At 66.5% G+C, this 11,956-nt stretch carries 10 protein-coding genes and 1 pseudogene; 1 reads left to right on the top strand and 10 read right to left on the bottom strand.

The window, feature by feature from the left end:
- Nucleotides 1-491: DUF4148 domain-containing protein (locus x551_RS01285; protein WP_343252098.1), on the top strand; the 491-nt coding region annotated here is incomplete at its 5' end.
- Between the two features lie 159 nt (nt 492-650).
- Here the strand turns inward: x551_RS01285 and x551_RS01290 are convergent.
- From x551_RS01290 to x551_RS01330, 10 genes and pseudogenes are all read right to left on the bottom strand, one after another.
- Nucleotides 651-3,313 (bottom strand): annotated as a pseudogene (locus x551_RS01290) (heavy metal translocating P-type ATPase).
- A 49-nt stretch (nt 3,314-3,362) separates the two neighbouring features.
- Nucleotides 3,363-3,737 carry a copper-binding protein gene (locus x551_RS01295; protein WP_231497451.1) on the bottom strand — a complete coding sequence of 125 codons (375 nt, stop codon included), beginning with the start codon at nt 3,735-3,737 and terminating at the stop codon, nt 3,363-3,365.
- Nucleotides 3,737-4,222, bottom strand: a complete 486-nt coding sequence (locus x551_RS01300) for a hypothetical protein (protein WP_036228999.1) — start codon at nt 4,220-4,222, stop codon at nt 3,737-3,739. Before x551_RS01300 ends, x551_RS01295 begins: the two co-directional genes overlap by 1 nt.
- An 83-nt stretch (nt 4,223-4,305) precedes the next feature.
- Nucleotides 4,306-5,964 carry a phosphoethanolamine--lipid A transferase gene (locus tag x551_RS01305; RefSeq protein WP_161727929.1) on the bottom strand — a complete coding sequence of 553 codons (1,659 nt, stop codon included), beginning with the start codon at nt 5,962-5,964 and terminating at the stop codon, nt 4,306-4,308.
- 233 nt (nt 5,965-6,197) lie between these two features.
- Nucleotides 6,198-6,443 (bottom strand): hypothetical protein, encoded by a 246-nt coding sequence (locus x551_RS24900; protein WP_152543356.1) that lies wholly within the window; start codon nt 6,441-6,443, stop codon nt 6,198-6,200.
- A 191-nt stretch (nt 6,444-6,634) separates the two neighbouring features.
- Nucleotides 6,635-7,177, bottom strand: a complete 543-nt coding sequence (locus x551_RS01310) for a hypothetical protein (RefSeq protein ID WP_155935770.1) — start codon at nt 7,175-7,177, stop codon at nt 6,635-6,637.
- A gap of 12 nt (nt 7,178-7,189) precedes the next feature.
- A complete protein-coding gene (locus x551_RS01315; protein WP_036229002.1) occupies nt 7,190-7,573 on the bottom strand; it encodes a hypothetical protein in 384 nt (127 codons plus the stop codon).
- A gap of 63 nt (nt 7,574-7,636) precedes the next feature.
- Nucleotides 7,637-7,975 carry a P-II family nitrogen regulator gene (locus x551_RS01320; RefSeq protein ID WP_036229008.1) on the bottom strand — a complete coding sequence of 113 codons (339 nt, stop codon included), beginning with the start codon at nt 7,973-7,975 and terminating at the stop codon, nt 7,637-7,639.
- A complete protein-coding gene (locus x551_RS01325; protein ID WP_036247344.1) occupies nt 7,972-11,094 on the bottom strand; it encodes a CusA/CzcA family heavy metal efflux RND transporter in 3,123 nt (1,040 codons plus the stop codon). Before x551_RS01325 ends, x551_RS01320 begins: the two co-directional genes overlap by 4 nt.
- 26 nt (nt 11,095-11,120) lie before the next feature.
- Nucleotides 11,121-11,930, bottom strand: a complete 810-nt coding sequence (locus x551_RS01330; RefSeq protein ID WP_343252100.1) for an efflux RND transporter periplasmic adaptor subunit — start codon at nt 11,928-11,930, stop codon at nt 11,121-11,123.
- Nucleotides 11,931-11,956 lie beyond the last annotated feature (26 nt).

An 11,956-nucleotide genomic window follows, 5' to 3' on the forward strand; every position in this document is an offset into this window, starting at 1 on the left:
AGCTACCGGTTCTGGCTGCCGCTTCAGCGAAGGTGACGAATTTGTCATCCGCCGGACTCGACCGTGTTGGTGTCCGGTTTCTAAAGTTGCGCTCATGCCATTGGGCATGCCCCGGCAGGCGCCGGCGGCCACACCCCCACCAAGGAGCCAATTTCATGAATCTTCGTAAAACCACCGCGCTGTGTGTCGTTGCTGCTGCGATCACGCTGCCCGGAATTTCGTTCGCCTCCTCGGAATGGCACCCCAGCGGCGGTGAGGCGGGTGGCACCTACCATCCGAACCACGTGACCAGCACGAAGACCCGGGCTGCCGTGATTGCCGAGCTTGATGCCGCGCGCAAAGATGGCACGCTGGCCATCATGCAGCGAGGAGGGGCCATCCCTATCAAGAGCACCGGGCCAGGCAAGACGCGAGAACAAGTCGTCAGCGAACTGCGCAACGAGTCCCCCGAGGCGCGCCGCGCTCGCATGCACTCGCACGCGGGTGGTTGAACTTGGCTGCGTTGCCATGCACCTGCAAGTGGCAACGACGCAGTGGTGTCCCTCGTAGCGGGGCTTGCATCCACGCAACGCTGGCATGGCGGCAGGAGGGACGCTTTGAACGCCGGATGTCATGGTCGCGGCGGGGCTGAATTCAGCACGGTGCCAGTTTCATGAACGGGGTTCTGGTGTGGGTGTCGCAACCGCGACCGCCGCACCGGTGCCATCGGCCGGCCCATGCGCTCTCGTCGTGCCGGTCTTGTAGGCCAGCAGCCGCAGCGCATTGATGACCACGATGACGGTCGATCCTTCGTGGAACAGCACCGCTGTGCCGATGTTCAGGCCGAAGATCGTGGCCGGGATCAGCACGGCCACCACGCCCAGGCTGACCCACAGGTTCTGCTTGATGATGCGGCTGGTGCTGCGCGACAGGCCTACCGCAAATGGCAGCTGCGCCAGGTCGTCGGCCATCAGCGCCACATCGGCTGTCTCAAGCGCCACGTCGGAGCCGGCGGCGCCCATCGCGATGCCGACGGTGGCATTGGCCATGGCCGGCGCGTCGTTGACGCCGTCACCGACCATCGCGACCTTGCCGTGCTGCTCGCGCAGCTTCTTGATCGCTTCGACCTTGTGCTCGGGCATCAGGTCGCCGCGCGCCTCGGTCAGGCCAACGGTCTTTGCCACCGCGTCGGCCACCTGCTGGTTGTCACCCGAGATCATGATCAGCCGTTCGATGCCCAGCGCCCGCAGCTCGGCCATGACCCGCGCCGCCACCGGACGCGGCGTGTCCATCACGCCGATGACGCCGAGGAAGCGCGACCCTTGGCGCACCACCATCGTCGTGCGGCCGGCCGCGACGAGCCTGTCATTGGCTGCGCTCACTTCGGCCGTCAGGGCCACATCCGGCAACTCCGAGAACAGCACTGGCTTGCCGATGAGCACACGCTCGCCGGCCACCTGCGCTTCGATGCCGCGCCCGGTGATGCTCTTGACGTCGGCCACCGCGGGCGGCTGCACGCGGCCGGCCAACCGCTCGCGCGCGCCGCTGACCACGGCCGAAGCCAGCGGGTGGTCGCTGCTTTCCTCGATCGCCAGCGCCACCGCCAGCAGTTGATCTTCGGTGACACCAGCCACCGCAACCACGTCGGTCAGCCTGGGCTTGCCTTCGGTCAGCGTGCCGGTCTTGTCGAAGGCAATGGAGGTCAGCGTGCCCAGGTTTTCCAGCGGGCCGCCGCCCTTGACCAGCACCCCACCGCGGCCGGCGCGGGCCACGCCGCTGAGCACCGCGCTGGGCACCGAGATGGCCAGCGCGCAGGGGCTGGCCGCCACCAGCACCGCCATGGCGCGGTAGAAGCTGGCGGCAAAGGGCTCGTCGATCACGACCCAGGCAAACAGCAGCACCACCACCAGCGCCAGGACCAGCGGGACGAAGATGCGTTCGAACTTTTCGGTGAACTGCTGCGTCGGTGAGCGCTGCGCTTCGGCTTCGGTCACCATCTTGACGACGCGCGCCATCGTCGACTGTTCGGCGCGGCGGGCCACCATCACTTCGATGCGCCCGCGCCGTTGATGGTGCCGGCGAACACGCGGCTCTCGGGCCCCACCTTGTCGAAGGCCGCGAGCGCGGCCGTGGCGGCCGCGGCATCGCCGATGGGGCGCTTGTCCACCGGAACGCTTTCACCGGTCACCGGCGCCTGGTTGACGCTCGACGTGCCGACGACCACCACGCCGTCGGCAGGCAAACGTTCGTTGGGCTTGACGATCACCACGTCGCCGAGCTGCAGTTCGGCGACCGCCACCTCCTTCGTGCTGCCGTCGCGGCGCACGACGGCCGTGTCGGGGGCCAGCTCGGACAGCGCCTCGATCGCCTTGCGCGCCCGGCCCATCGCGTAGTGTTCGAGCGAATGGCCCAGGCTGAACAGGAACAGCAGCAGCGCGCCCTCGGCCCACTTGCCCAGCGCCGCCGCGCCCACCGCGGCCACCAGCATCAGCGTGTCGATCTCGAAGCGCTTGGCCCGAAGGTTCTCGATCGCCTCCTTCAGCGTGAAGTAGCCACCGAAGAAGTAGGCCGCGACATAACACGCGGTCGGCAGCCAGCCTGGCGCCGCGCCGAAGCGTTCGATGAGCCAGCCCGCCAAAAGCAAGGCACCCGACAGCGCGGCGAAGATCAGTTCCGACTGTTCGCCCAGCGGCCCGCCGTGGGCGTGGTCGTGGTCGCCACCGGCTTTGCCGGGCTCGCCCTTGGCGTGATCGTGCGCGGCATGATCGTGCTTGCCTTTGGCGTGGTCATGGCCGGCGTGGTCATGGCCGGCGTGCTCATCCGCGGGGGGCGATGGTGGGACATGGGCTGCAGTCGCTGGCGCCGCTGCCGCCACGGCCGCGGGCTTGGCTGCGCGAACGCCCACGGCTTCGGCCTTCGACAGCAGCACGCTCTCGGACACCACCGACCTGTCGTATTCGATCCGTACCGTTCCGGATGCCGACACGTCGGCCTCCAATACGCCCGGCACGCTGCGCAAGGCCTCGGCAGCGCTGCGCGCGGCCCGCGCATGCAGCGTCGCGCCACCGCGGATCACCAGATGTGCAAAACGTTCGGTCAGTTCAGCGCCGGCTGCATGCACCAGCTCGCGCACCCGGGCCAGCGGCAGGGTGGCCGGTTCATAGTGCACGCAGAGCTGGGGCGCGCCGCTCTCGCGGCCGATGACATGCGCCTGAGAGATGCCGGGCCGGCCTGACAGGGCGTCGATGAGGCGGCTGACGCAACGGTCCTGCGCATCGTCTACATCGGGCAGGACCAGCGGCAGGTCCAGGCGCAGCGTTGTTGCTTCGGTCATCGGGGCTGCTCGTTGTTTGTTATGGGGCAGAAGGTTCGCAGGTATCGCGTCACCTCACAGCGCCGGGCGGCGCCGGGATGGCGGCCGTCAGGCGCAGGTTGCCGTCGTATCGGTCGGCGCGGAAGACGATGGCGTCGCCGACCCGGATACGAACCACGAGTGCGGGGTTGAAGTACCGAAACGTCGTCGTCGTGGCGGGCAGGTGGAGATGGGCGATGGGGGCATGCCGCAACGTCACCGTGCCACGTTCGCCGTCGATCCGGATGACCGTGCCGGCGATGAGGTCCGAGGTCGATGCCTGCGCCAGGACTTTGCCAGAACCCCATGGCGCCAGCCCAAGGCAGAGCAGGAGCGTCCTGCGCCGCATCGCAGGCGTGGCGCACACACCGTGCCAGGCGGCGGCATCAGATTCCGGAGCAGGCATCAGTGGCGTCCCCCGCTGTGGCCGCCATGCCCGCCGTGATGGCCATGGCCGCCGCGATGGCCTCCCGCATAGCCGCCGTAGCTGCCGTAGCCCCGGTAGTAGGGCAGGCCACCGTAGTAATGCAAGCCGTCGTAGTACCCGAGGTAGTTGTAGCCCAGGTACAGCGCGCCCGAGTACGCGGTGAGCCGGTAGCGGCCCGACACGATCTTCGCCCTGAGGTCTTGTTCGCCGCGGGCCCGCCCTTGCAGGTAGCGCAGCAGGCCTTCGCTGACGCCCGCAGCACGCTGCTGCTCGAAGTCTTGCGGCGACAGCACGAAGGCGACGCCCCGCGTCTCGATCTCCGCAATCAAGGCTTCGTCGTCCAGCCCCTGCTGCGACATCACGACGACTTCATCCAGACGCAGGCGGGGGGCCTGCGCGTCGGGAGCCTGGGCGGTGGCGCAGCCCGTCAAGGCGACTGCCGAAACCAGCGCGAACAGCGTCAAAAGGTTTTCATGAGAGATCCCCTTGTGATGAACCTTGGGTGCGGCCAGGCCACCGGTTGTTCCGTGGCGTCGTCGAAGAGTGTTCACCGTGTGGCCGCAGTCTCCCGCGTTCTGCGGGCCGCGCGCGCCGCTGCCCACAGGTCGAGCTCGGGCCGGTAAGCCTGCGTCTGCGTGCCGAAGGCGCCCAGCAGCGTATGGAACAGGTTGTCGTGGCTGTAGCTGCCCCCAGCAACCCCTTGCAGAGCGCCGGCACCGAGTTGCAGCCGTTGTGCAGCACCCGCCGACAGCCACGCCATCATCGGGATACCGGTCTGCTCGGCGGGCGCCAGCAGCATGGGCAGCCCGTGCAGGTACACCTTGCCTTCGCCCAGCGATTCGCCGTGGTCCGACACGTACAGCAGCAGGCTGTCCCTGCGGTCGGACTCGCCGGCGAGCCAGTCGATCGTCTGCGCGATCACCTCGCTGGTGTAGGCGATGCCGTTGTCGTAGGTGTTGATCAGCGCCTGGCGCTCGCAGCTCTGGATCTGGTTGGTGTCGCAGGTTGGCGCGAATCGGCGTGCGCCGCTGGGGTAGCGCTTGTAATACGCCGGCCCATGGCTGCCCTTCATGTGCAGCACCACCAGGCTGTCTTTGCCGGTCGCCGGCCCGGTCATGGCGGTCCGGAGGCCGCGCAGCAAGACTTCGTCGAAGCACTCCTCAGGGCCGCAAGGGCCGGCCATCGCGCCTTGACCTGGGAACTGGGTGTCGACGCGCTGGCACACGCCCTTGCAGCCCGAGTTGTTGTCCAGCCAGCGCACGGCGACGCCCGCACGCTGCAGCACATCGAGCGCGTTCTCACGCGCGGCCGCGGCCGCCACCGAAAACCGCTGGGCGCCGAGGTCTGAGAACATGCACGGCAGCGAGGTGGCGGTGTCGGTGCCGCATGACGTGACCTTGTCGAAGTAGACGACGCCCTTGCCGGCCAGCGCCTGGTTCGTCGCCCGGGCATAGCCGCCCAGCGAGAAGTTGGCCGCGCGGGCGGTTTCGCCGACGACCAGCACCACCAGCAGCGGCTTGCGGCTGCCGGCTGCCGCCGGCCGGACGGCATCGGCGCCCACGGTGATGAGCGCCGCCGCCGGCCGAGCGCGGCCTTTCCACAGGCCGACGAAGCCATTGGCCACGTTGGTCGGCGTCAGCAGGTGGCGCAGCTCGCGGTGGTTGCGCGCTGCGGCGGCGTAATCGGCGTAGAAGGCGGCCAGCGCCGCCAGCAGCAGCAGCGTCAGTGCCAGCGCGTGTCTGGCGACACCAGCGGCCACGGTCGGCCAAGGTTGCCGCTTCACCGGCATGGCCAGCAGCAGCGCCGCCGGCAGCAGCCCGCGCCAGGCAAAGTCCCACCACAGCGCAGCCGAAGACAAATCCGCTGCCTCGCGCCAGTCGGTTTCCAGCACGTTGCGGATCATGCCCTTGTCGATCAGCACGCCGTAGTTGCCGATGAAGTGTGCTGCCAGGGCGCTGACGAGCAGCACCGTCGCGAGCAAGGGCTTGCCCACCCAGCGCCAGCACAACATGCGCAAGATCAGACTGAACAGCAGCCACAGCACGGCCGCGAGCGCCACCACAGCCAGAATGCTGCGCGATGAGGACAGGTCCCGAGCGGCCCACAGCGTGCGCCAGAAGCCGGCGTTGTCAACGACGAGCAGCCACAAGGCCGTGGCCCCGCACAACGCGGCAGCCGAGACAGGGCGGATGGAGCGAGGGGTCATCGGGCAGACGTGTTCAGGTTGGTGCAGCCAAACACTGCATTGCGCGTCGTCGCTCGAAAGCAGCAGGGCAGCCATCCCGGCAGGCGCTCCTGACGTTCAGGCCCGTGTCCATGCCACTCTGCAAGAGCTGCTGAACAAGTTCACAACCAGCAGGCGCGCCTGACGTCGGGCCTGTGCCCATGCGGCTGTCCCAAGCGTCGAGCGTGCCAGGGCAATGCCGACGGCCTCCAGAGTCAAGGCCCACGTGGCCGTTTGCGCGGCGGCTTCGACCGTTTCGGCGGTTTGCCCGCAGCTCGGTGCGCGTTCAATCGTTGCTGCAGCCGCTGCGCATAGGGAGGTTCTGGCTTCGGCACGGGCAGGGGGTGACGCTTGCGCCACCAGAGGAACAAGCCGTATCCGACGACGGCTGCGACCACAATGGCCAGCCATATCCACGCCATGGTGATGGCCAGTGCGGTGTCCAACGTCTTGTAGCGCATGGTGCGGCCTTCCTTGCATCGTGGTTCGTGATCGAAGACGAACCCCGGCATCGCCGCGCGACGCAAGATGCCCGGGCGGGGGCACTGGGTCGGTGGCCAAGTTGGCTGAGCCGGCAATCAAGCAGTTGGCCTGACGTCGCAGGCCCGTGCCGGTAACGCGTGAACGCTGGTCGACGGCACTTGCGACGGAGCTACTGCACATCGGCAACCAGTCGCAACTGCGCGACACGATGGCGGCCCTCAGCAACGTCGCCATGTTCGAGTCGGTAGGTGCTGCCCCAGGCCCAGACGGAGCCCACCAGTTCCACGACCCGCACCTCGCCCGCCGCGCCGTTGACCGCCAGTTCGGTCGTGCCCTCGCTCCAGGCGGCGGTGAAGGTGTGCGTGCCGGGCCGCATCCGCAGGCGCACGAAGGACTCGGGCGTCGTCACCACGGGTGCACCACCGTCGACGGTCAGCCGCACCTGGTTGACTGCATCGCCCCACCGCTTGCGAACGACATAGACCGTCAGCAGCCCCGGAGCCGGCTCGAACCGCTTCGCTTGGACCTCGACCGATTCCGGAGGAATCGGCGTTGGCGTGCAGGTCAGCGTGCGTCGATACCACTTTCCGATACCGAAGCAGTACGTTCCATCCGGGTTGGCCGGCTGCATCGGCTTGGTCATGCAGCCTGAACTGGCCAGGGCGACAAGTCCAGTAGCGACGAGCAAGGTTCGACGCGAAACGTGGTCCATGGCCTGGCACCTTCACATGTCACTTGAGTGTGAGCGTGCCGACACGGCGTGCTTGCCGTTCAGCGCCACCTCCGCCAACACCTTGGTGCCTGCGCCGACCTTGAAGCTGCCCTTGGCTTCCGGCTTGTCGCCGATGATTGCCAGTGGCGCTTCGGTCTTGTCGCTGCCGTTGAACACCGTCACCTTGCCGCTGGCACTCGTCAGCTTCATCGGCTTGCCGTGGTCGCTGACGTGGATGACGATCAGCTCCGGCTTGGCGACCAGTTCCATGTCGCCGGCCTTGGTCTCGACAACAACGCCGCCGAACTTGGGCGCAGGGTCTTCGGCGGCATACAGCGCAGTGGCCGGCAGCGCCAGTACTGATGCGGCCAGCAGGGGACTCAGAAACGTCTTCATGGGTAAGTCCTTTCGGCGTTGGGGAACGGCGTTGGGGAACGGGGTTGGCGTCAGTGAATGGCGTCAGTGAATGGCGATGGCCTGCACGAGCTCGGTGACGGTGATCCAGCCGGCAACGGCCTGGCCCGTACGTGCGGAGGCCTGGATGGCAGCGACGATCTCGTCCACTTCACCGTCTTCGCAAAGCAGTTCGAGCTTGTATTCGTTGACCACCTCGTCGCCGAGGTCCATCGCGTAGTGCTGCTCGCCGCTGTCCAGCGGCATGATCGAACCCTTGACGACGTACACGGCCAGGTTGTGACGCCGGCCGGTCCGTTCTCCGCCCCAGGCGGAGGAGTTCTTCAGGGCCGCGATCACGCCGGCGACGCGGCTGCTGTGCACATAGGCTTTGATCTCTTTCATGTCGTGGCTCCTTCGACAACAACGTCGGCACGGTTGCGCCTTTCAGCGCGCAATTCCGACCACTCGTAGATCAACGGCAGCAGCAGCAGCGTGAGCGCCGTCGAGGTGAACAGTCCGCCGACCACCACGGTGGCCAACGGACGCTGCGTCTCTGCACCCACACCCGTGGACAGCAGCATGGGAATCAAGCCGAGGATGGCCACCGACGCCGTCATCAGCACCGGCCGAAGCCGCAGTGCCGCGCCGCGCCGCACGGCATCGCGCACGGACATGCCCTGTCGTCGCTGGTCGTTGAGAAACTCGACCATCACGATGCCATTCAACATCGCCACGCCGAACACGGCGATGAAGCCGATGGCCGACGGCACCGACAGGTACTGGCCGCTGACGAACAGGCCCACGATGCCGCCGATGACCGCGAACGGCACGTTGGCGATGATGATCGTCGCGTGCCGCACCGAGTTGAAGGCGGTGTACAGCAGCATGAAGATCAACCCGATGGTCAGCGGCACGATCACGGCCAGGCGTGCCATGGCCCGCTGCTGGTTCTCGAAGGCACCACCCCACTGCGTGTAGTAGCCGGGCGGGAGCTGGACTGCCTGCTTGAGCGCCGCGTCGGCGTCCTTCACGAAGCCGTCCACGTCACGGCCCTTCACATCCATCTGCAGAACCGAGTACCGCTGCAACGATTCGCGCCGCACGAAGGAATAGCCCTCGTCGAGCTCGATGGTCGCGACCTGAGAGAACGGCACGAGCGCGCCCTCGGCGCTGCGGATCGGTATGGCGCCGATGGTGGCCGGGTCCATGCGGAACTCGTCGGACAGGCGCACCGCGATGTCGAAGCGCTTGGTGCCTTCGATCAAGGTCGAGACCGAGCTGCCCCCGATGCCGGCCTGCACGATTTCCAGAATCTCGTCCGCATTGATACCGTAGCGCGAAGCCGCGTCGCGGTTGACCTTGATGATCAGCTGGGGCTTGCCCTTGTTCGCCTCCGCCGACAAGTCTGCGACACCGGGCACTTTGTCCAGCACACCCTTCATCTGGGCCGTCAGCCTGTCCAGCGTCTCCAGGTCTTCGCCATACAGCTTCAGCGCCAGCGTCGCGCGGACCCCGGAGATGAGTTCCTCGACCCGCGACTGGATCGGTTGCGTCGCTCCGAACACGGCAGTCGGCACGACCTTCTCCATCGCTTCCTGCATCTCTGCGGCGAGCTTGGCGTAGGGCATCTTCTCGGGCCACTCCGACTGCGGCTTGGTGGCGAGGTTGATTTCCATGTAGTTCACGTCGGTGGTCTCGCCGCCTTCGGCGCGCCCGATGGTGGCGAGCACGGAGACCACCTGCGGGAACTGTTTGTGCAGTTCGTCGCTGACGACCTTGGACACCCGGATCGACTCATCGAGTGACGCCGACGGAATATTGGTCACACGAAACTGGATGGTGCCCTCCTGCAGCGTCGGCATGAACTCCTTGCCGAGGAACGGGAACAGAGCCAGGGATGCGACCAACAGGGCCAGGGCAGAGCCGATGACCAGCTTCTTGCGCTCCAGTGCCCAGTCGAGCAGCGGCAGGTAGGCCTTCTTTGCCCAGCGCACGACGAACGTGTCCTTCTCCTCCTTGGGCTTGAGGATCAGCGCAGCGAGCACCGGCACCAGCGTCATCGACAGCAGCAACGATCCGGCCATCGCGAACGTGATGGTCAGCGCCATCGGCTTGAACAGCTTGCCTTCCAGGCCGGTCAGCGAGAACAGCGGCAGGAAGACGACGATGATGATGATGATCGCAAAAGCGATCGGGTTGATCACCTCGCGCGCCGCTTCCAGGATCAGGTGCGTCTTGTTGATCGGCTTGCCGGACTCCCGCGCATGCGACAGCAGCCTGAAGGAGTTCTCGACCAGCACCACCGCCCCGTCCACCATCATCCCCGTGCCGATGGCCAGACCGGCCAGCGACATCAGGTTGGCCGAGACGCCGAACTGCTGCATCAGGATGAACGCAATCAGCATCGCCAGTGGCAAGGTGATGATCACGACGATGGCCGAGCGGAATTCACCGAGGAACAGGAACAGGATGACGGCCACCAGGATGGCACCCTCGACCAGCGAACTCTCCGCCGTCCTCAGCGCCTTCTGGACCAGTTCGGCGCGGTCGTAGTTCGGCACCAGCGTCACGCCCTTGGGCAGTGCCGCCTGCGCCACGACCAGCTTGGCCTTCACCGCGTCCACGACGGCCTGCGCGTTCTCGTTGACCCGTGCCAGCGCAATGCCCAGCACGGCCTCCTGGCCGTCCTTGGTGACGGCGCCGAAGCGCGGTGCCGGCGCCTCCTTGACCTGAGCCACGTCGCGCACATAGATCGGCGCACCGTTGCGCTCGGCGACGACAATGCCGGCGATGTCCTTCGTAGTGCTCACCAGCCCCAGGCCGCGCACGAGGTACTGCTCGGAGCCCAGGTTGATCGACTGGCCGCCCACCTGCTTGTTGTTCGCCGTGAGGCGCTCCATCACCTGCTTGAACGACAGGCCGTACTTGATGAGCTGGCGCGGGTCGATCTGCACCTGGTACTGTTTCTGATGGCCGCCCCAGGACACGATGTCGTCGACGCCAGGCGCGGTGCGCAGGATCAACCGCACGGTCCAGTCATGCAAGGTCCGCAGGTCCATCGCGGACAGCTTCTTGTCGGCGGACTCGATCGTGTACCAGAACACCTGACCCAGGCCCGAGCTGTTGGGCCCGAGAACGGGTTCGCCGTATCCCTGTGGCAACCGGCCTTTCACGTCCTGCAGCTTCTCTCCGACGAGCCGGCGTGCGAAGTAGATGTCGACGTTGTCCTTGAAATAGACCGCTACATACGACAGGCCGAACAGCGAAACGGAACGCACTTCCTCGACCCCGGGCAGGCCTGCCATGCCGCCTTCGATGGGCGTGGTGAGCAGTTTCTCGACATCCTCGGCCGCCAAGCCTGGCGACTCGGTGTAGATGCTGACCTGGATTGGTGTGACGTCGGGAAAGGCGTCGACGGGGACTTGGCGAAACGCCTGGACACCGAGGCCGATCACGACGGCGAAGGCGACCAGGACGAGGACTTTGTAGCGCAATGAAGCGTCAACGATGGCATTGAGCATGGTGAGTTTCCTTGGGTCTCAATGCGTCAATGCTCGTCGCCGATTTGCGACTTGAGCAGGCGTGCCTTCAGGGCGTAGGCCCCAGCAGTCACGACCTTCTCGCCCGCGGCAACGCCCGACTTGATGACGGTTCGCCCGGACAGCTTTTCTCCCGGCTCGATGGCCCGCGATTCGAAACCTTCGCCCTTGGCCACAAAGATCGTCGGCTGGCCCTGCAGCAGCAGGATCGCCGCGTCGGGCACCGACAGCGCTTCGCGCTTGGCGCCGTTGGTGTCGATGGTGGCGCTGGCGAACATCTCGGGCTTGAGCCGGCCGTCCTTGTTGTCCACCTCGATGCGTGCCGGCACTGTGCGGCTGTCCTTGTCCAGCAGGCTGGCCACATAGGTCACACGGCCCTTGAACTGCTCGCTGGGATAGGCGGCCACCTTCACGCTGGCTTGCGCGCCCACATGCACCTTGGACAAGGCGTCTTCGGTGAGGTTGGCTTCGATCCACACGCGCGACAGGTCCGCCACCGTGAACAGGGGTGCCGCAGGTGTGCCCAACTCACCGACGATGGCCGTTTTCTGGATGACCGTTCCAGTCAAGGGCGTGCTCAATGGAAACGTGGAGGCGCCCGTGCCCGACTTCACCGAGGCCCCGAGCAGCCGCAGCCGGTCCTCGGCCGCGCGCAGGCTTGAGGACGCCTTCTCCAACTCGGATTTGGCTCGCAGGAACTCGCGCTGCGGGATGATTTCTTCAGCACTCAGGGTCTCTGCGCGCTTGAAGTCGGACTGTGCGACGCGCTGGCTGGACAGCGCCTGCTGCAAAGCCGACTGGGCTTCACCGATGGCCAGGCTGTCGAGGACGGCGAGCGACTGAC

Source organism: Methylibium sp. T29, from assembly GCF_000576205.1.
Classification (GTDB): domain Bacteria; phylum Pseudomonadota; class Gammaproteobacteria; order Burkholderiales; family Burkholderiaceae_C; genus Methylibium; species Methylibium petroleiphilum.

What these genes read in the sequence shown, in the direction of transcription:
- x551_RS01295 (WP_231497451.1), bottom strand. Translation starts at nt 3,737, where the DNA reads ATGCCTGCTCCGGAATCTGATGCCGCCGCCTGGCACGGTGTGTGCGCC.
- x551_RS01305 (WP_161727929.1), bottom strand. Translation starts at nt 5,964, where the DNA reads ATGACCCCTCGCTCCATCCGCCCTGTCTCGGCTGCCGCGTTGTGCGGG.
- x551_RS24900 (WP_152543356.1), bottom strand. Translation starts at nt 6,443, where the DNA reads ATGCGCTACAAGACGTTGGACACCGCACTGGCCATCACCATGGCGTGG.
- x551_RS01310 (WP_155935770.1), bottom strand. Translation starts at nt 7,177, where the DNA reads ATGGACCACGTTTCGCGTCGAACCTTGCTCGTCGCTACTGGACTTGTC.
- x551_RS01315 (WP_036229002.1), bottom strand. Translation starts at nt 7,573, where the DNA reads ATGAAGACGTTTCTGAGTCCCCTGCTGGCCGCATCAGTACTGGCGCTG.
- x551_RS01320 (WP_036229008.1), bottom strand. Translation starts at nt 7,975, where the DNA reads ATGAAAGAGATCAAAGCCTATGTGCACAGCAGCCGCGTCGCCGGCGTG.
- x551_RS01325 (WP_036247344.1), bottom strand. Translation starts at nt 11,094, where the DNA reads ATGCTCAATGCCATCGTTGACGCTTCATTGCGCTACAAAGTCCTCGTC.